Origin of the sequence: Bacillus infantis (assembly GCF_020171945.1) — a bacterium.
Taxonomy (GTDB): domain Bacteria; phylum Bacillota; class Bacilli; order Bacillales; family Cytobacillaceae; genus Bacillus_AB; species Bacillus_AB infantis_A.
Map to the genome: position 1 here is coordinate 198480 of NZ_JAIVAP010000006.1, position 19503 is coordinate 217982.

21 protein-coding genes are annotated in these 19503 nt (G+C 48.2%); all 21 read left to right on the forward strand.

Going from position 1 to position 19503, the window contains the following annotated elements:
- Nucleotides 1-17: 17 nt before the first annotated feature.
- On the forward strand, nucleotides 18-1292 hold the full coding sequence (gene rho, locus LCM00_RS12065) for a transcription termination factor Rho (RefSeq protein WP_009792602.1): 1275 nt from the start codon (nucleotides 18-20) through the stop codon (nucleotides 1290-1292).
- A 156-nt stretch (nucleotides 1293-1448) separates the two neighbouring features.
- A complete protein-coding gene (rpmE, locus tag LCM00_RS12070; RefSeq protein ID WP_009792603.1) occupies nucleotides 1449-1661 on the forward strand; it encodes a 50S ribosomal protein L31 in 213 nt (70 codons plus the stop codon).
- Nucleotides 1662-1826: 165 nt separating this feature from the next.
- Nucleotides 1827-2447, forward strand: a complete 621-nt coding sequence (locus LCM00_RS12075) for a thymidine kinase (RefSeq protein ID WP_129613013.1) — start codon at nucleotides 1827-1829, stop codon at nucleotides 2445-2447.
- Between the two features lie 139 nt (nucleotides 2448-2586).
- Nucleotides 2587-3048 (forward strand): hypothetical protein, encoded by a 462-nt coding sequence (locus tag LCM00_RS12080; RefSeq protein ID WP_224902074.1) that lies wholly within the window; start codon nucleotides 2587-2589, stop codon nucleotides 3046-3048.
- 344 nt (nucleotides 3049-3392) lie between these two features.
- Entirely contained in the window at nucleotides 3393-4466 is a 1074-nt protein-coding gene (prfA, locus tag LCM00_RS12085) for a peptide chain release factor 1 (protein ID WP_009792606.1), read from the forward strand.
- Between the two features lie 10 nt (nucleotides 4467-4476).
- Nucleotides 4477-5334, forward strand: coding sequence for a peptide chain release factor N(5)-glutamine methyltransferase (gene prmC, locus LCM00_RS12090; protein ID WP_224902077.1), 858 nt, complete (start codon nucleotides 4477-4479; stop codon nucleotides 5332-5334).
- A 696-nt stretch (nucleotides 5335-6030) separates the two neighbouring features.
- Nucleotides 6031-6729, forward strand: a complete 699-nt coding sequence (gene spoIIR, locus LCM00_RS12095; RefSeq protein WP_224902080.1) for a stage II sporulation protein R — start codon at nucleotides 6031-6033, stop codon at nucleotides 6727-6729.
- A gap of 186 nt (nucleotides 6730-6915) precedes the next feature.
- Nucleotides 6916-7302: a glucose starvation-inducible protein GsiB gene (gene gsiB / locus LCM00_RS12100; RefSeq protein ID WP_224902081.1), complete on the forward strand. Its 387-nt coding sequence runs from the start codon at nucleotides 6916-6918 to the stop codon at nucleotides 7300-7302.
- A gap of 156 nt (nucleotides 7303-7458) precedes the next feature.
- A complete protein-coding gene (locus tag LCM00_RS12105) occupies nucleotides 7459-7899 on the forward strand; it encodes a GNAT family N-acetyltransferase (protein ID WP_224902082.1) in 441 nt (146 codons plus the stop codon).
- A gap of 176 nt (nucleotides 7900-8075) precedes the next feature.
- On the forward strand, nucleotides 8076-9116 hold the full coding sequence (locus LCM00_RS12110) for an L-threonylcarbamoyladenylate synthase (protein WP_224902083.1): 1041 nt from the start codon (nucleotides 8076-8078) through the stop codon (nucleotides 9114-9116).
- A 222-nt stretch (nucleotides 9117-9338) separates the two neighbouring features.
- Nucleotides 9339-9896: a manganese efflux pump MntP gene (locus LCM00_RS12115; protein ID WP_224902084.1), complete on the forward strand. Its 558-nt coding sequence runs from the start codon at nucleotides 9339-9341 to the stop codon at nucleotides 9894-9896.
- A 369-nt stretch (nucleotides 9897-10265) separates the two neighbouring features.
- A complete protein-coding gene (locus LCM00_RS12120; RefSeq protein WP_224902085.1) occupies nucleotides 10266-10703 on the forward strand; it encodes a low molecular weight protein arginine phosphatase in 438 nt (145 codons plus the stop codon).
- Nucleotides 10704-10719: 16 nt separating this feature from the next.
- Nucleotides 10720-12012, forward strand: coding sequence for a methyl-accepting chemotaxis protein (locus LCM00_RS12125; RefSeq protein ID WP_224902086.1), 1293 nt, complete (start codon nucleotides 10720-10722; stop codon nucleotides 12010-12012).
- Between the two features lie 117 nt (nucleotides 12013-12129).
- Nucleotides 12130-12762: an NUDIX hydrolase gene (locus LCM00_RS12130; RefSeq protein ID WP_224902087.1), complete on the forward strand. Its 633-nt coding sequence runs from the start codon at nucleotides 12130-12132 to the stop codon at nucleotides 12760-12762.
- A gap of 122 nt (nucleotides 12763-12884) precedes the next feature.
- On the forward strand, nucleotides 12885-13325 hold the full coding sequence (gene rpiB, locus LCM00_RS12135; protein WP_224902089.1) for a ribose 5-phosphate isomerase B: 441 nt from the start codon (nucleotides 12885-12887) through the stop codon (nucleotides 13323-13325).
- A gap of 20 nt (nucleotides 13326-13345) precedes the next feature.
- Nucleotides 13346-13909: a TIGR01440 family protein gene (locus LCM00_RS12140; RefSeq protein WP_009792620.1), complete on the forward strand. Its 564-nt coding sequence runs from the start codon at nucleotides 13346-13348 to the stop codon at nucleotides 13907-13909.
- Nucleotides 13910-14345: 436 nt separating this feature from the next.
- The gene (locus LCM00_RS12145) at nucleotides 14346-14891 is read left to right on the forward strand and encodes a sigma-70 family RNA polymerase sigma factor (RefSeq protein WP_224902091.1); all 546 of its coding nucleotides are present in this window, start codon (nucleotides 14346-14348) and stop codon (nucleotides 14889-14891) included.
- Nucleotides 14872-15870, forward strand: a complete 999-nt coding sequence (locus LCM00_RS12150; protein ID WP_224902093.1) for an anti-sigma factor — start codon at nucleotides 14872-14874, stop codon at nucleotides 15868-15870. Before LCM00_RS12145 ends, LCM00_RS12150 begins: the two co-directional genes overlap by 20 nt.
- A 131-nt stretch (nucleotides 15871-16001) precedes the next feature.
- Nucleotides 16002-17243, forward strand: a complete 1242-nt coding sequence (locus LCM00_RS12155; protein WP_224902096.1) for a serine hydroxymethyltransferase — start codon at nucleotides 16002-16004, stop codon at nucleotides 17241-17243.
- A gap of 164 nt (nucleotides 17244-17407) precedes the next feature.
- Entirely contained in the window at nucleotides 17408-18037 is a 630-nt protein-coding gene (upp, locus tag LCM00_RS12160) for a uracil phosphoribosyltransferase (RefSeq protein ID WP_224902098.1), read from the forward strand.
- A 15-nt stretch (nucleotides 18038-18052) separates the two neighbouring features.
- On the forward strand, nucleotides 18053-19201 hold the full coding sequence (gene wecB, locus LCM00_RS12165; RefSeq protein ID WP_224902100.1) for a non-hydrolyzing UDP-N-acetylglucosamine 2-epimerase: 1149 nt from the start codon (nucleotides 18053-18055) through the stop codon (nucleotides 19199-19201).
- Nucleotides 19202-19503: the final 302 nt, after the last annotated feature.

Sequence of the window (19503 nt, forward strand, 5' to 3'; positions counted from 1 at the left end):
AAAAGAGTGGTGTCAATATGGGATTAAATATATCCAGTTTAGAAAATATGAAGTTAAAAGAGCTCTATGAACTTGCCCGGGAATATAAGGTTTCCTACTACAGCAAGCTGACAAAGAAAGAGCTGATTTTTGCCATCCTGAAAGCGCGCGCTGAGCAGGAAGGCTACTTTTTCATGGAAGGCGTGCTGGAAATCATCCAGTCTGAGGGCTTCGGCTTCCTAAGGCCGATCAACTATTCGCCAAGCTCAGAGGATATCTATATTTCTGCATCGCAAATCAGGAGATTCGATTTAAGGAATGGAGATAAAGTATCCGGAAAAGTCCGCCCGCCGAAGGAAAACGAGCGTTATTTCGGCCTGCTGCAGGTAGAAGCTGTCAATGGTGACGATCCGGAATCCGCCAAGGAGCGTGTCCACTTCCCGGCTTTGACGCCTTTATATCCTGATAGGCAAATGAAGCTGGAAACAACGCCGAAGCATGTTTCCACAAGGATCATGGACGTACTTGCACCGGTTGGATTTGGCCAGCGCGGACTGATCGTCGCTCCGCCAAAAGCGGGTAAAACGATGCTGATAAAGGAAATCGCCAACAGCATCACTACGAATCATCCAGAGGCAGAGCTGATTGTTCTCCTCATTGATGAGCGTCCGGAAGAGGTTACTGATATTGAACGTTCTGTTGCCGGCGATGTCGTCAGCTCGACATTCGATGAAGTGCCGGAAAACCATATTAAAGTAGCCGAGCTCGTCCTTGACCGGGCGATGCGCCTCGTGGAGCATAAACGGGATGTCATCATCCTTATGGACAGCATCACAAGGCTTGCGCGTGCCTATAACCTGGTTATTCCGCCAAGCGGACGTACGCTGTCCGGGGGTATCGACCCTGCGGCATTCCACCGTCCGAAGCGTTTCTTCGGGGCGGCGAGGAATATTGAAGAAGGCGGAAGCCTGACCATCCTTGCCACAGCCCTTGTTGATACCGGCTCGCGGATGGATGATGTCATTTACGAGGAATTCAAGGGAACAGGAAACATGGAGCTTCACCTTGACCGTCAGCTTGCAGAGCGCCGCATTTTCCCGGCCATCGATATCCGCCGTTCAGGTACACGCAAGGAAGAGCTGCTTATTCCGAAAGAGCATCTGGACAAACTGTGGGCGATCAGGAAATCGATGTCGGATGCGCCTGATTTTGCAGAGAAATTCCTCCGCAAGCTGAAGCAGACGAAATCCAATGAAGAATTCTTTGCCAATCTTGGCGAAGAAATGAAGAACGGCAGGCGTTCCCAATCCTGATCTGTTCCTCATCGGAAAGTCAGTAAATCCCATCTTGCAAAAACATGATGTCCTTGTTATAATAACAACAGTGTGTTTTTGAATTATACGGTGTGTCCAAGCATCGTACTATATAACTCTGTTTCGCAAGACTCAGGGCAAAAGGAGATGAAAGAAATGAAAGCAGGAATTCATCCTAATTACAAGAAAATCACGGTTACATGTGCTTGCGGCAATCAGTTTGAAACTGGTTCTGTAAAAGATGAGGTTCGTGTTGAGACTTGCTCTGAATGCCACCCATTCTATACTGGCCGTCAGAAATTCGCTGAAGCAGGCGGACGTGTGGATCGTTTCAACAAAAAATACGGTCTTAAAGGTCAACAGCAATAATGATAAAAGACAGGCAAGTTTTTACTTCTTGCCTGTTTTTTATTGCCGATAGAAAAGAATATGATGATAAGTTAGGTTTATACTTTTAACAAAAAGTGTAAGTTGTAAAAGGGGAACTGGCGCTTTGGCGCTGTGTTTTCTTTAGCAAGGAAGGAGAGGCCACTCATGTATGTAATGAAGCACCACGGCTGGGTTGAGGTAATCTGCGGCAGCATGTTTTCCGGAAAATCGGAAGAGCTCATCCGCCGTGTCAGAAGAGCGCAATTTGCAAAGCAGAAGATAGCTGTGTTCAAGCCGCAGATCGATAACCGCTACAGCGAGGAAGCAGTTGTCTCCCACAATGGAACATCAGTGATTGCCAGACCCATCAGCCATTCAACGGACATCTTCAAGCATATTGACGAGGATATGGAGATTATCGCCATTGATGAGGTGCAATTTTTTGATGATGAAGTTGTGAAGGTGATTCAGCATTTGGCTGACAGCGGATACCGGGTGATCGCTGCTGGGCTCGACCAGGACTTCCGCGGTGAGCCGTTTGGGCAGATGCCGGCTTTGATGGCAATTGCAGAACTTGTGACAAAGCTTCAGGCAGTATGTGCAGTGTGCGGTTCGCCTGCCAGCAGGACCCAGCGCCTCATCAACGGAAAGCCGGCTTCTTATGACGATCCGGTCATTCTTGTCGGGGCATCAGAGGCTTATGAGCCGCGCTGCCGCCACCATCATGAAGTTCCGAAATCGCCGAACGTCCTCACCGATTCGGAAACGACCCGTACTTTATCTTAATAGATGAAAGCTCAGGCTCTGCTTAGTGAAAGCAGGGTTTTTTGCTGTCTGAAAAAGCCGGATTCCTCCAGCAAACTGCCTGAATTTGGGTTGTGGCTTCACCCCCAGGAAAGGAAAACCTAGTAATGGAGGTGTTGAAATGATGAAATCAGCTTTAGCAGCTGCAGCAGTCCTTCTATCCGTCCTGATGGGAGGATGTGCACAGGATGATAATGTGGCGGGAATTCATGAACTGAACGAAGACAGGAATGGGACAAATTTGATAACTGACGGCGGCGGCCAGGTGAAAAGGGGCCTTGATCAAGTCTCTGACGATGACCGCGACAGAACGATGGGCGATCAGAATCCGAACTTCCTCAATATTGATGGAGGGCGGGTAAACGATCAATCTGATGTTGACAAAGCCCGTCAGGTAGTAAATCAATACACAGAATATGAGCCAGATGAAGTCAGGATCAACGGCGGCCGCATGTGGGTCACAGCCCACACAGGCAAAAGCCTGTCAGCCGAAGAAAAACGCCAGGCCCAGGCCGAGCTGCACAAAACACTCACCAAAGCCCTTCCCCGGTATAACATTGAAGTGCGGTTGAGTGAGCGGTAGGAGAAGTGTGGAGAAGGTGGAGAAGGAGGAGAAGGTGACAGGCACCTGTACCACTTCTTTACCAGTTGGAGTTTGAAAGGTGACAGGTACCTGTACCACCTCTCTGCACGACGGCCTTAATGTGGAGAGGTTTAAACTGAATTGGGTGCCTGTCACCTATACCACCGCCTATACCACTTTCAGCCCTGGTTTTCCGGGGCTTTTTAGGTTTTGACCTGGGATGCGCTGTATACTATAATTAGAATGTTATGGGCATGATGGTTTAATGGACTTATTTTATGAATTTATGAGCTTTTTTAGGTATGAAAACCGATTTATATAGAATCAAAATGAGGTGAAGGACTGTGTACGATCGTCTTCAAGCTGTAGAAGATCGCTACGAAAGGCTGAACGAGCTTTTGAGCGATCCTGAGATTGTAAATGACACAAAGAAGCTGCGCGAATATTCCAAGGAGCAGTCAGGCATCCAGGAAACGGTGGAGGCATACCGCGAGTATAAAGAAGTCCGCGGGCAATACCAGGATGCAAAAGCGATGCTCGAAGAGAAGCTTGATGCAGAAATGCGCGAGATGGTAAAGGAAGAGATAGGGGAGCTCGAAGACAGAGTGGAAGCTCTGGAAGCGCGCCTGAAGATCCTTTTGATCCCGAAAGACCCGAACGATGATAAAAACGTTATCATGGAAATACGCGGCGCGGCCGGCGGCGACGAGGCTGCCTTGTTTGCCGGTGACCTTTACCGCATGTACAGCCGATTTGCTGAGGTTCAAGGCTGGAAAACAGATGTGATCGAGGCCAGCTCCACAGGTGTCGGCGGCTACAAAGAGATCATCTTTATCATCAACGGAAACGGTGCCTTCAGCAAGCTGAAGTTCGAAAACGGTGCCCACCGCGTCCAGCGTGTGCCTGAAACTGAATCAGGAGGGCGCATTCATACTTCGACGGCAACGGTTGCAGTTCTGCCGGAAGCGGAAGAAGTTGAAATCGAGATCCACGATAAAGATATCCGTGTCGATACATTTGCTTCAAGCGGACCGGGCGGCCAGAGCGTTAACACGACAATGTCAGCCGTGCGTCTGACCCACTTGCCTACAGGGACGGTTGTTTCCTGCCAGGACGAGAAATCACAGATTAAAAACAAAGAAAAGGCAATGAAGGTCCTTCGTGCCCGTGTGTATGATAAATTCCAGCAGGAAGCACAGGCGGAATACGACCAGCAGCGGAAATCCGCAGTCGGTACCGGTGACCGTTCCGAACGGATCCGCACCTACAACTTCCCGCAAAACCGTGTAACAGATCACCGCATCGGCCTGACCATCCAAAAGCTTGACCAGATTCTTCAGGGCAAGCTGGATGAAGTGATTGATGCCTTGATCATGGAAGAGCAGTCAGCCAAGCTGAAGGAAGCTTCAGATGCCTGATCAGCAGCCTATGAAAGTCTACGAAGCCCTGAAGTGGGCTTCTTCTTTTTTAGAAACAGCCGGGCGGGATTCCAATGCGGGTGAAATCCTCCTGGGCCACTTTCTGAATATGAGCCGTTCCCGCCTGCTTGCGGAGATGAGGGAAGAGCTGGACCCGAAGATACAGGATGCCTTCAAAGAAGCAGTAGAGCTGCATGCGGACGGCAGGCCAGTCCAATATATCATTGGAAAAGAAGAATTCTATGGGCGCACATTCCTCGTGAATGAAAATGTGCTTATACCCCGGCCGGAAACAGAAGAGCTGGTGCTGGAAGCCTTGAAGAGGAAGGAAAGGCTTTTCGGCAAAGAGGCTGCTGCTGCCGATATTGGAACCGGAAGCGGAGCGATTGCGGTAACCTTGAAATTGGAATCGCCTGACCTCCAGGTAACTGCCACAGATGTGTACGGACCTTCGTTGGACACGGCAAAAGAAAATGCGGACAAGAACGGTGCTGAAATCGAATTTATTCTAGGAGACCTGCTGCAGCCTTTCATAAAGGAAAGCCGGAAATTTGATATCATCATTTCCAATCCTCCCTACATCCCGCTCAGCGATATGGAAGGAATGTCTGAAGTCGTCACCGAAAACGAGCCCCACCGCGCCCTGTTCGCCGGCCAGGACGGCCTCGACCTCTACCGCCGGTTCATGGAAGAACTGCCGCTCGTCCTAAAAGAAAAATCACTAGTCGGCTTCGAAGTCGGCGCCGGCCAAAGCAAAGCCGTATCAGAACTGCTGCGGACCGCATTCCCAGATGCCAACATAGACATAGTCTACGACATCAATGGGAAGGACCGGATGGTTTTTGCGGAGATTGGCTGGCAGGATTAGCTTTGTTGAGGAATTTATGTATTTGAATTCTAGTGTAAGGGGGCCATTTGTGGAATGGCTTCCCTTTTTTTATTTTGAACTTGTAATTTACGCTAAGATTTTGTGGGAAAATTAAATTTAGTGAGCAGGCATACCATTTTCTTAAATTATACAAGAAGACTGAAGGTGTTCCTGTCTTATTATTGGCGGAAATTACTAGTCGTGGGTGGTATTCTACATAAATTTTGATTTATTCTACAAAAAAATTCGATATTTCTACTAAAAATCCCATTTATTCTACATAAAAATCAAAAGATTCTACATATAATACATTTATTGCCAAATAATGAAGCGCAACACAATAATACAGCGCCCCACAGAAAGATTAACAGACTCCATTCAAAGAACAGAATTTAGTCCCCTTCCTTTGGTCTTATGCACATAAAAAAACCAGTTGATTTCCGTAGAAGGCACGTAGACTCTTGCGGGAAATAGCGGAAGAGTTGAGACCCCACAGCGCGCAGCGCGAGGAGGCTCAACTCCGCCCCGCGGAAAGCGAAGTGCCTGGAACGGAAATCAACAGACTCCATTTATAAACCAAATACATTCTAAAAAGATTCCTCAATGGGATCTTTTTTTATATACAAAATTATATTTTGCTAGTTTAAGAATCCCCCTTCCTGTCCACAATGGATTAGTGAAGGGACGGTGTCGGAAATGACAGCAAAATCATTAGCGAAATTATATATCATTATCTTATCCTTAGGAACAATGCTAAGCCTATACATACCAAAAACAGAGGTGGCAGCGGAAGATCCGCTCGTCATACCGCAGGAAGCCATCCGTCTCCGCATCCTCGCAAACAGTGACAGCGAAGGAGACCAGGCGCTGAAACGGCTGGTGAGGGATGCGGTCAATAAGGAAATCACTGAATGGGTCAGCGAGCTGACTTCCATAGAGGAAGCCCGATCATTAATAAAGTCGCGCCTGCCGGAAATCCAGGAGATAGCAGAGAACGTGGTTGAAGAAGAAAATTCAGTCCAAACAGTTAAAGCCAATTTCGGCAAAGTGGATTTTCCTACCAAGCTCTACGGCCAGTTTCTATATCCTGCCGGCGAGTATGAAGCAATTTTAATCACACTTGGTGAAGGTGATGGAGCGAACTGGTGGTGTGTTCTTTTCCCTCCTCTATGCTTCCTTGATTTCTCGAATGGAGTGGCTGTAAGCGATGGATTTGAAGAGGAAAATCAGGAAAAAGGAGAAGTTGGTAAAAAAGTACCAGAAGGGAATGTGCTGGAAACTAATAATCCTAAAGAACTATCTGGTGAAAAGGAGCCGGTCTTTGTTAAAGAAGACGAAGAAAAGCCGGAAGTTAAGTTTTTTATCAAAGAATTATGGGATAAAATTTTCGGATAGTATGCTGCTCTTTTCATAGGGCGGCATTTCTTTTTATAGGAAAAAGGACATAAGAGAAGCTAATGCCATTGTTACAAGTGCATGACAAGCCTTTTACAGATGCTGGGAGCATGTTTGATTCTGGGAGAAGCGGATATTAAAGGAGTGTAAGCCAAAACAACAACTACTGAAAAGGAGATGGAACACATGGCAAACAACAATAACAACGACAAAATGTCCCGCGAGGAAAGAGGCCGCAAAGGCGGAGAAGCAACCAGCAATAACCACGACAAAGAATTCTACCAAGAGATCGGCCAAAAAGGCGGAGAAGCAACCAGCAATAATCACGACAAAGAATTCTATCAGGAAATCGGCCAAAAAGGCGGAGAAGCTACTGCTGAAAGCCATGACAAGGAATTCTATCAAGAGATCGGTAAAAAAGGCGGAGAAGCTACTTCTGAGAATCACGACAAAGAATTCTACCAGGAGATCGGCCAAAAAGGCGGAGAAGCTACTTCTGAAAACCATGATAAAGACTTCTACCGTGAAATTGGTGAAAAAGGCGGAAATTCAAGAAACAACAACAACGACTAAGTTTATAATGTAAAGGAAGTTTAAATTGAAAGATTCAAGATAGCACGGCAGCCCGTTAACTGATGGCTGCCGTGTTTTTTATTCTTTTTGAGTTCTACTTTTTCCCGCGCCCCATAGATATATTACTAGATTACAAATTCTTAGTGGGGTGAGAGGATGGAAACATTGATCCGCTGTGCACAAAAGGAAGACGAAAATAAACTGGCCGCATTTTTAGAAAAAGCCAATCTGGGGACAGAAGGCATTGCTGATTCTATCAATTATTTTTTGCTAATGGAAGATGAAGAGGAGAACATTAAAGCGACATTAGGCATTGAGCCTCTAGGCAGTGTAGGCCTGCTCCGCTCACTGGTGCTTTCGGAAAGAGCATCTGAAAAAGATCTGCTGCTGCTTGTGGAGCAGATTTTGCGGCTTGCGAAAGAAAGGGAACTCGAGTCCCTATATATGGCGACAAATAAAAAAGGAGCAGCAGAGTTCTTCAAGCTGCTTGGCTTTCAGGATGAAAAAAGCGAACTTCCGGAAGAGCTGTACCGATCTGCACATGTCCAGCATATTCTAACTGTGGATAACTTTACATTCCTGAAGCTTTCAATATGAATTGTGGATATATCCACAAAGTTATCCACTATTCTTGAAAAGTTATACACAAATTGTGGACAAAACTTGAGTTATCCTCCATCTTCTTTTATACTTTCAAAAGTGATTGTGGTTTAAAAGCTGAAACAATGGGTATACCACACAGAATTTGAACAGTATTGAAGGTGGGCATAACGATGAAGACAGAAATTTGGTCAGTGGATAAAAATGTGGATAGTTTAAATGATTATCCACAGATTAAACAGGCAGCTGCTCTTTTAGCCCAAAATGAGACGGTTGCCTTTCCGACTGAGACGGTTTACGGACTTGGTGGAAATGCAAGAAATGACGAAGCGGTCAAAAAGATATTTGAAGCGAAGGGCAGGCCATCTGACAATCCTCTCATTATTCATATTGCAGACAGGAAACAGCTTGAGGAGATTGTGGAAAGTGTCCCGGATAGTGCAGATAAGCTGATGGAAGCCTTTTGGCCGGGTCCGCTGACAATTATATTCAATAAAAAAGACGGGCAGCTTTCAGAGATAGCGACAGCAGGTCTTACTACGGTCGGAATCAGGATGCCGGATCACCAGGTGGCTCTCGCCATCCTACGTGAAAGCGGCGTTCCGGTAGCGGCTCCAAGCGCGAACAGATCCGGGCGGCCCAGCCCGACCACTGCCGGACATGTCGAGGAAGACTTGAACGGAAGGATTTCCGGGATTGTGGATGGCGGTCCTACCGGAGTCGGTGTCGAATCCACTGTTCTGGATTGTACGGGGGAAATTCCTGTCATCCTGAGGCCTGGCGGAGTGACGAAAGAGCAGCTCGAGCAGATAGTGGGAGAGGTAGCAGCTGATCCCGCGCTTGCCGATGAGAAGGAAGCACCTCGATCCCCTGGCATGAAGTACCGGCATTATGCACCTGACGCTCCCTTATATATAGTAGAAGGAACAAGGGAGAGAATTCAAGAACTGGTAAACGAACAGCATGCGGAAGGCCTGAAAGCCGGTGTGCTTACAACGGCAGAAAATGAAAAATTTTACGATAGCGATTTTACATTTATATGCGGCAGGAGAGCGAATCTGGAAACAGTGGCAGCCTCCCTTTACGAAGCATTACGGAGCTTCAACAGCTCTGGAGTGGATGTGATCTTCAGCGAATCCTTCCCCGCAGAAGGTGTCGGTGAAGCCATCATGAACCGGCTTCTCAAAGCAGCAGGCCATCGAATCATTAAATAATTTTAGTGCCAGGCACCGTCTGTGGACAATTCACTTTGATTTGTCCACGGGCGGTGCCTGGCACTTTTTAGGCCCGCTGGATGCGGGTCATGCGTACGTTGCCACAGGACGTGGCGTTCTTAGCCTGCGTTTCTCTAATAGGGCAAGCGCCCTCCGCATTTCTAATTCTATTTCCCTTTGGACGTGCATATGCTGAATTAGCAAGTCCAAGGAGGAGAATGGATGACTTCGTTTTTTGGGGAACTTATTACGTTGATGTTAATGGCGTTTGCCCTCGGGATGGATGCTTTTTCGGTTGGGCTTGGCATGGGCATGTTCGAGCTGCGCCTGAGGCAAATTTTTAAAATAGGAATAACGATCGGTCTTTTCCATGTGTTCATGCCGCTGTTTGGAATGATTGCCGGCAGGTTCCTGTCGGAGCAGTTCGGCTCTATTGCGGCTTATATCGGGGGAGGGCTGCTGCTGCTGCTCGGCGCCCAGATGATTTGGTCAAGCATCAAGGACGATGATGCAAGCTTGATCACACCCGCAGGCTTCGGCCTGCTCATCTTTGCGTTAAGTGTCAGCCTGGACAGCTTTTCAGTCGGGCTCTCGCTCGGGATCTACGGAGCAAAAACGGCTCTTGTCCTGGTATGCTTTGGCGCTGCCGCTGCGATTCTGACCTGGGCGGGGCTATTGGCCGGACGCAAGGTGCAGGGCTGGATCGGCTCCTACAGCGAAGCCCTCGGCGGAGCCATCCTCCTCGCTTTCGGGATAAAGCTGTTATGGCCATTTTTTTAAAACGGGAAGCCATTGATTCATCGCAGCAAACGAAGGCATCCGTGGGGATGTCTTTTTATGTTACGGTCCTCTATGTAGCAAGCGCCCTCCGCATTTTCGTGTTGTCCAGCTGCGACGGCTAGCCCTTCGAGTCATAAGCCACTTTAGGATTGAAGGCAAAGAACGCCTTCTATCCTAAAGCGTCTTATGCTTGAGGCCCGCAGGACGCGGGTCATGCAGGCGTTGCCACAGGACGTGGCGTTCTTAGCCTGCGTTCCTCTATTGAGCAAGCACCCTACACTTTTCTATGAACTTTCTATAAATTTTTCCATGCTTGTCTATTGAAACTGTGACATTTGGCTTATAATGGAGGGAAAGGGGGCTGCATCGATGAAACGCGTATTGTTTGTTTGTACTGGTAACACTTGCCGGAGCCCGATGGCAGAGGCGATTTTGAAGAGCAGGGAGCTTCCGGGGATTGAGGTGAAGTCTGCTGGTGTGTTTGCTGCCAATGGGGGACAGGCCTCCGCACATGCGAAGCAGGTTCTTGAGGAGCAGGGGATCTGCCATGTACATACCTCGAGCGCACTGACGGCAGAGCTGGTAGAATGGGCCGATGTGATTTTGACGATGACGTCCGGGCATAAATGGAATGTGGTCAGCATGTTTGAAGGAGCAGAGAGCAAAACCTTTACACTGACAGAGTTTGCAGGTGAACAGGGCGGTGAAATTCCTGATCCATTCGGCGGAAGCCTTGAAATATATAGACAAACCTTTAATGAACTGAAAAAGCATATCGAAAAGATCATTATCAAAATAGAGAAGTAACGACCAGGGGGCAATTATGGAGAAGAAGCGCTATAAATTCGGGTTGAGAAAAAAGCTTGTGCTGTTGACGACCATATTGGCATTCATTACATACACCACGAGTGCGGTGTTCATTTATGGTCTTTTTCCAATTGTGAAGGATTACCTGCCGTTCGGGGAAGCGGCCTTTAACATCATCACCCTTACTCTTGGGGCCATGTGGTCCGGTGTATTGACATTTGTTGCGGCTGGCTTTATCACTAAACCGCTGCAAAAGCTGGAGAAGACAGCCTTGAAAGCCGCAGAAGGCGATATCAGGGAAGACGCGGAGCTTTCCAAATCGGATGATGAAATCCGCTCGCTTGGAGTGGCATTCAACCATATGCTTTACAATCTCCGGGAAATGGTCGCAAAAATCGATGAAAACTTTCAAAATACCAATAACAAAGTAGTCAGCATCTCGCAGGAAGCTTCTGCTGCTGCCGAGCAGGCTGCAAGCATCTCAAGAACGATCGGCGAGATTTCCCTGGGTGCCGACAGCTCTGCTGTGTCGATTCAGGCGACAGCCGAATCGGTCGAAGATGCCACAAGGATTGCTGAGGAAGTACAGCAGCAGGCGAAAACTTCTCAGCAGGTTTCCGGTGAGCTTGTCGACGATCTCAATGAATCGAAAGAAGTGATTCACTCCCTCGTAGCGGGAATCACCAAGCTGGCGGAAGACAATCAGGAATCTTTGCAGACCGTCAAGCGTCTCGAAGATAATGCATCGAAGGTAGAGCAGATCATCCAGCTGGTGGGAGATATAGCGGCCCAGACCAATCTGCTGGCGCTGAATGCTTCAATAGAAGCTGCGCGTGCAGGCGAGCACGGAAAAGGCTTTGCCGTTGTGGCAGAGGAGGTCCGGAAACTGGCTGATGAAAGTGCCAAAGCGGTCCAGGGCATTTCCGAATTGATTAAAAACATCCAGAATGAAGTCCAAAATGTCGTTGAGCAAATCACTGCTCAGGTCGAAACAGCTTCTGCCGAAGGGAAAAAAGGAGTCAAAACCAATCAGGTCATCGGCGAAATGACGAATACCGTCAACCAGATGGCATCGTCTGTCACAACGATTTCGAGCCTGGTGGAGCAGCAGATGGAAGGCATCCGCCATTCTGCCACCCAGTCGCAGGAAGTGGCAGCCATCGCAGAGGAAACATCCGCAGGAGCCCAAGAGGTCGCCTCTGCGACAGAAAATCAATCAATGGTCATTTCCAATGTAGAGAAGCTTGCCTTTGAGTTAAAGGATGAGGCGGAAAAGCTGAAGGAAACGATCACCAAATTCAGGGTATAAACAACAAGTTAGAATCTCTGCAGCTCAGGCGGGGGTTCTTCTTTATTTCGCAGCAGCGATTTTGCTGAAGGATAAATAGGGGAATAGATATAAATATAAATGGAGGTGGATGGGTGAATGAATATAGAGGAAATTATCTCAGGATTGGGCAGCCGGACACCGGCCATCCTGGGAAGCAATAAATTCATAAACTATTCAGTTCTCGTACCGCTGATTGAAAAGGAAGACGGTGTCCATGTCCTATTTGAGGTCAGGTCCATGGAAATGCGCAGGCAGCCGGGGGAGATTTGTTTTCCGGGCGGCAGGGTCGACAGATCGGATCCGGACGTGAAGCATACAGCAATCAGGGAAACAACCGAAGAGCTTGGAATACCTATGGATGAAATCAGAGGGACAGTTCCCCTTGACTATATGGTATCCCCGTTTGGCATGATTATCTATCCCTTTGCAGGAATGCTGAAGCCATCACAGCCTTTCAAGGTGAACCCGGAAGAGGTGGGCGAAGTATTCACCGTACCGCTTTCCTATCTGCTGAAAACCAAGCCTGAGATTTATAAAATGAATTTCAGGCTGGAACCAGAGAACGGATTTCCTTTTGATCGGATTGCCGGCGGCGAAAACTATAATTGGCAGACACGGTCAATGGAGGAATGCTTCTATTATTTTGAGGATAAGGTCATTTGGGGCCTGACTGCCAGGATTCTGCAGCATTTTATAGAGATTGTAAATGAGCTCCGGGAACAGAACTAGACCCTTCCGCCGCTGCCTTTCTGTAATTTTTTTAAAGGCAGATACAGTCCGGCCAGCTTTCTATTTCTGCTCATTTGTGTCAAAATAAAGGAAGAATCGTGTTTATTTAGGAGGTTTTTGTAATGAAGGTTGCAATTGCTTCAGATCATGGCGGAGTGAACATCCGCGAAGAAATGAAACATTTGATGGAAGAAATGGGCATTGAATATGAAGATTTCGGCTGCGAATGCGGCGTTTCGGTCGACTATCCAGACTATGCTCTGCCTGTAGCGCAAAAAGTGGCAGCAGGCGAATTTGATAGAGGGATCCTGATTTGCGGCACAGGGATCGGAATGAGCATTTCCGCCAACAAGGTGAAGGGCATCCGCTGTGCGCTGGTTCATGATGTGTTCAGCGCCAAGGCGACCCGCCAGCATAATGACAGCAATATCCTTGCCATGGGCGAGCGCGTGATCGGCCCCGGACTTGCCCGGGAAATAGCGAAAACCTGGCTTGAAACCGAGTTTGAAGGCGGACGCCATGCGAACCGGATCGGAAAAATCAAAACCTACGAAGATCTATAAGCAACTGGAAGGGTGATACCATGTTCGAAGAAATTCAGACTGAATTGAGAGAAATCCTCGATGAGTTCGGCGGACAGGTGGCGCTTAACGAAAACAGCGTGCTTGTGGTCGGCTGCAGCACAAGTGAAGTAATCGGCAAAAGGATCGGCACATCCGGCACAGATGAAGCCGCGGCCATCCTCTTTGAAGAGCTGAAGAATTTTGCCGAACGGACAGGGGCAAGACTTGCCTTCCAGTGCTGCGAGCATCTGAACAGGGCGCTCGTTGTGGAAAGGCAGACTGCAGATCAGAAGAATCTAGAAGAAGTATCAGTCGTACCGGTGCGCCAGGCCGGAGGTGCCATGGCCTCATATGCCTACAGGCAGTTCAAGGACCCGGCCGTCGTCGAATTCATCAAGGCCGACGCCGGCATCGACATCGGCGACACCCTCATCGGCATGCACCTGAAGCATGTAGCAGTCCCAATCAGAACCAAACAAAAAAGCATCGGCAGCGCCCACGTCACCCTCGCCTCCACAAGGCCTAAGCTCATCGGCGGAAGACGGGCCGTGTATGAGAGGCTGCCGGAGAATGAATCGTGTTGAAGAATTGCTTATTAAAGGAGTACGGTGGAAAAATTGCCTGTACTCCTTTTTGATTTTTAAAAAGACTGCTTGGAACCACTTGACCTGCCAAAAAATTTTAAGGCACCTGTTGATTGGAGCGGAAGGCACGAAGACTCCTCATAAAATGCATGCGCATTTTCTTCGTGCGATGCAAGCTCGAAGGAGCGGATTCAACGTCCTGCGGGATTGCAGCGGAAATGTTGAGACCCCACAGGGCGGAGCGTGAGGAGGCTCAACTCCGCCCCGCGGAAAGCGAAGTGCCTGCAGCGGAAATCAACAGCCCCATTCACAATACAAAACTAAGATAGACAGCCTTTTCATCAGGGCTGTTTTTTATTTTTCTCAAAAACCTGTAACAAATCCAATCTCCGTACGTTATGATTATAGCCATTCAAAGAAAGGAGGGAAAAAGCAGTTGGACGCCCGCAGAAAAGAAAAACTCGATGACCTGTACTCACACTACGCAAAACCCCTATATTACTACCTGCTCAAGCTTTCCGGCTCAGAACATATGGCCGAAGAACTCGTCCAGGAAACCTTCGTGCGTGCAACTGTTTCACTCTCCTTTTACCAGCAGGAGGATGTACGTGCCTGGCTGTTCAAGGTTGCCAGGAATGCCTATCTGGATGAATGGCGAAAACGGCAGCGGCGCAAATGGGTGCCGTTTGCAGACTATCTTTTTTCAAAGGAAGAAATGCTCAGCCCCTACGGCCTTCCCGAAGAAGAGGCGCTGGCTGCCGAGCTGGAGCAGAATGCCGCGAATATGCTTGAGCTGCTGCCGGAAAAATACCGGACGGTCCTCTATTTAAGAGAATATGAGCATTTCAGCTATAAGGAAATACAGGAAGCGCTGGACCTGACAGAAAGCCAGGTGAAGGTTGATCTTCACCGTGCCAGGAAAAAGCTCACTATAATCGCAGAAAAGAAAGGATGGAAAAAGGATGGCAGACTGGAGCACTGATAAAGAAAAGAAAATCCTGACGAAATACCGTTTTGCCCTGACTTTCCGGGTAATCAAAGTCCTGATTGCCGCGTTATTTTTCTTCTGGGTATATATGCTGGCCGTCACGATCAGCTATGACAGCCTGCACCTGGATCGGAAACATGTTTTCTACACCCAGCTGGCGATGGATTGGACCCAGCCGAATATCCATAAAGACTTTGGCGGATTCGCACAGTCGGAAATCACACCATTTTTCACACAGAAGATTTCTTATCCTGTAACAAGGCGGGTAGGCAAAGAAGAACAGCCTGCCGGTGAAATGCATATCAGGAAAGGGCCCTTGAACAGCTACTCGACGCGCGCGCTTTCCTATTATCAGCCGGAACAGGAAGGTGGGTTCCGTTTCTACTTCCCTGAAGATCCGAAGACAGGAGGTAAGCTGGATGCCGAAGACAGCAATGGTGTTTGGGAGGCATTGGATAAGGTTCATGAAGGAACAGTGGCAGAAGCTGCTTTTTCAACAGACCGGTTTATGGAGCCGGAGGAGCTGTTCACACTTCTTGAGCCATTTGATCTGGACGTCCTCTGGATGCCTTTGTACACCGGTGAATTGAAAACTTTCAAAGGAAACACAGGGAGCGGCGGCAATTCTATCTCTCCAATCCCGGCCTTCGGTTTGACGGGCGGAAGGGAAATCAGCGATGACCGCATGTCAGAAAGCGAATATGAGTTTACACTGGAAATGCTCGAAAAAAATAAGGAGCTGATGCTCGGACAGATGGAGAAGCTCCTAAAAGAAGAGCGGAAAAGCTATTATGAGAGATTTCTGGGCATCGGCTATCTTGAGGAACGGCATGCTTATCTGAAGGAGAACGGCTTTCAGGTATACGGGGCGGTTGTGACAGGGCCGGTCAAGGAGCTGCTGAAGCTGAGAGAGGTAAAAGAGCTGCGGGGCGCCCAGCTTGGCGAGATGGATTACTGGAACTGGACGGAATAACCGAAGAGCCCCGCCTGTTTTTGGCGGGGTGTTGAAGTTGGGTTCCTTTTTAAAACCAAAACATGATAGAATGTAAGAGGATTTTACAAAAAAAGCATACATATGTAGTTTTTCAAAAAGGGAGGATTACAATGAAGCATTTAGCACAGCAGGATGAGCAGGTTTTTCAATCGATTCAAGAAGAATTGAAGCGCCAGAGAACGAAGATCGAATTAATAGCTTCCGAGAATTTTGTCAGTGAAGCGGTGATGGAAGCACAAGGTTCTGTATTGACCAATAAATACGCCGAAGGCTATCCGGGCAGACGCTATTATGGCGGCTGTGAGCATGTCGATGTGACGGAAAATCTGGCGCGTGACCGTGCGAAGCAGATTTTCGGGGCAGAGCACGCCAATGTCCAGCCTCACTCGGGCGCCCAGGCAAACATGGCTGTTTATTTCACGATCCTGAAAACAGGGGACACTGTCCTTGGCATGAACCTGTCCCACGGCGGACACCTCACCCACGGCAGCCCTGTAAACTTCTCAGGCATTCAATACAATTTCGTTGAGTACGGAGTTGATAAAGACACACACCGCATCAATTATGACGATGTCCTTGAAAAAGCACGCGAGCATAAGCCAAAGCTGATCGTAGCAGGCGCAAGCGCCTATCCGCGCGAGATCGACTTCAAGCGTTTCCGGGAAATTGCCGATGAAGTCGGTGCTTACCTGATGGTCGACATGGCCCATATTGCCGGCCTGGTCGCAGCGGGACTCCACCAAAATCCTGTGCTATATGCTGATTTTGTAACAACCACTACACATAAAACTTTGCGCGGACCGCGCGGCGGCATGATCCTTTGCCGTGAAGAATTCGCGAAGAAGATCGATAAGTCTATCTTCCCTGGCATCCAGGGCGGCCCATTGATGCACGTGATTGCAGCAAAGGCTGTCGCATTCGGCGAAGCCCTGCAGGACAGCTTCAAGGATTATGCGCAAAATATCATCAATAACGCTAAAGCACTTGGAGAAGGACTGAAGGAGGAAGGCATCGACCTCGTTTCCGGCGGAACGGACAACCACCTTCTTTTAATTGATCTCCGCTCCCTTGGCCTGACAGGCAAGGTGGCTGAAAAAGTGCTTGATGAAATCGGCATAACTGTTAATAAAAATACGATTCCATTCGATCCGGAAAGCCCGTTTGTTACAAGCGGCATCCGCATCGGAACAGCTGCAGTCACTTCCCGCGGCTTCGGCGAGAAAGAGATGAAGGAAATTGCATCCCTGATCGCTTTTACCCTCAAGAACCATGAGGACGAAGCAAAGCTTGCAGAAGCAAGCAGCCGTGTTGAGGAACTCACAGGCAGATTCACCCTTTATAAAGAGCTTTAAGATGGAGGGCCTTCCTTTGCGGGAGGCTCTTTTTTCGGGAGGCAAAGGCAGCCTTATGACGATTATTTAACAATTTCTGCTCCCAGTTGCCCTTGCATTTATTTTTCTGTAAAATTAGACGAAGTGTAAACGAAACATAGCGAAGAATAAAGGAGAGATTTTCAATGGCAAAAGTATACGTCTTTGATCACCCGCTCATTCAGCACAAGCTTACATACATCAGAGAAAAAAACACCGGCACGAAAGAGTTCCGCGAACTGGTTGATGAGGTCGCAACACTTATGGCCTTTGAAATCACACGGGATATGCCTTTGGAAGAGATTGAAATTGAAACTCCTGTCAGCGTAACAAAGTCAAATGTCCTTTCCGGCAAAAAGCTTGGAATTGTGCCAATCCTGCGTGCGGGAATCGGCATGGTGGACGGCATCCTGAAGCTGATCCCGGCTGCCAAGGTAGGGCATATCGGCCTTTACCGCGATCCGGCAACACTTCAGCCGGTTGAATATTATGCCAAGCTGCCAAGCGATGTCGAGGAAAGAGACTTCATCGTTGTCGATCCAATGCTTGCAACAGGCGGATCTGCCATTGAAGCAATGAATTCCCTGAAGAAGCGCGGCGCGAAAAACATTAAATTCATGTGCCTGGTTGCTGCCCCTGAAGGTGTGGAAGCAGTGAAAGAAGCACATCCAGACGTAGACATCTACATTGCTGCACTTGACGAAAAGCTGAACGAAAAAGGCTATGTTGTACCAGGCCTTGGAGACGCTGGCGACCGATTGTTTGGAACTAAATAAGAAGAGGTGTCTTACATGAATCGTCCGATTAAAGTCATGACTATCTTCGGGACAAGGCCGGAAGCCATCAAGATGGCGCCGCTCGTCCTTGAACTGCAAAAGCACCCGGAGCACTTTGAGTCCATTGTTACCGTTACGGCGCAGCACCGCCAAATGCTTGACCAGGTGCTGGGCATCTTCAGCATCACCCCTGATTATGACCTGAATATCATGAAAGACCGCCAGACGCTGGTCGATGTAACAACCAGGGGGCTTGAAGGCCTTGACAAGGTCATGAAGGAAGCGAAGCCTGATATCGTCCTTGTCCACGGTGATACAACGACGACTTTCATCGCGAGCCTTGCTGCCTTCTACAATCAGATCACGGTTGGCCACGTGGAAGCAGGCCTGCGTACATGGAATAAGTACTCTCCGTTTCCGGAAGAAATGAACCGCCAGCTGACAGGCGTCATGGCAGATATCCATTTCTCGCCTACAGCCATGTCTGCTGAAAACCTTCTTCGGGAAAATAAGAAAAACGAAAGCATCTTCGTTACAGGCAACACAGCCATTGATGCACTGAAAACAACCGTCAAGGATGCCTACTCGCATGAAGTGCTTGATAGGCTTGGCAATGACAGGCTTGTCCTCCTGACGGCCCACCGCCGTGAAAACCTTGGGCAGCCGATGAGGAATATGTTCAAGGCAATCAAGCGGATCGTGGAAGAGCAGCAGGACATCCAAGTGGTATATCCTGTCCACTTGAACCCAGCTGTAAGGGAAGTGGCGGACGAAATCCTTGGAAACGACCCGCGCATCCACCTGATCGAGCCGCTTGATGTCATTGACTTCCATAACTTTGCCTCAAGGGCAGAGCTGATCCTCACCGATTCAGGCGGAGTCCAGGAAGAAGCGCCGTCACTGGGCGTTCCTGTGCTAGTCCTCCGCGATACAACTGAAAGGCCGGAAGGAATCGATGCCGGCACTCTCAAGCTTGCCGGTGTTGAAGAACAGCCGATCTACGAAATGGCAACCGAACTTCTCACAAACCGGACGGCCTATGAAAAAATGGCTAAAGCTACAAACCCTTACGGAGACGGAAACGCCTCTGCCCGGATCGGAGAAGCGATTCGTTACTATTTCAAGCAGACAGAAGAAAGACCTGGAGATTATAATCCGAATTAATGGGACCGGCCGCGGAGAGCGGCTGGTTTTTTTATTTGTTTTGAATGGGTGTTTTGGTAATAAATGTATTTTATGTAGAATAATGCAGATTTTATGTAGAAAAACAAAAAAATTTAGTAGAATAACAGAAAATTTATGTAGAATCCTGACACTTCACGAAGATAAAATGATTCAAACCTCAATAAAAGAGGAGTTTTTCCATTAAATAAAGAATAAAATACTGACCAAATACCATTTCAAAGAGGTGAAAGCCCATATGATTGCAAAAAAAAAGAGTCGTTCCTTTAAAAATCAGGCAGCTT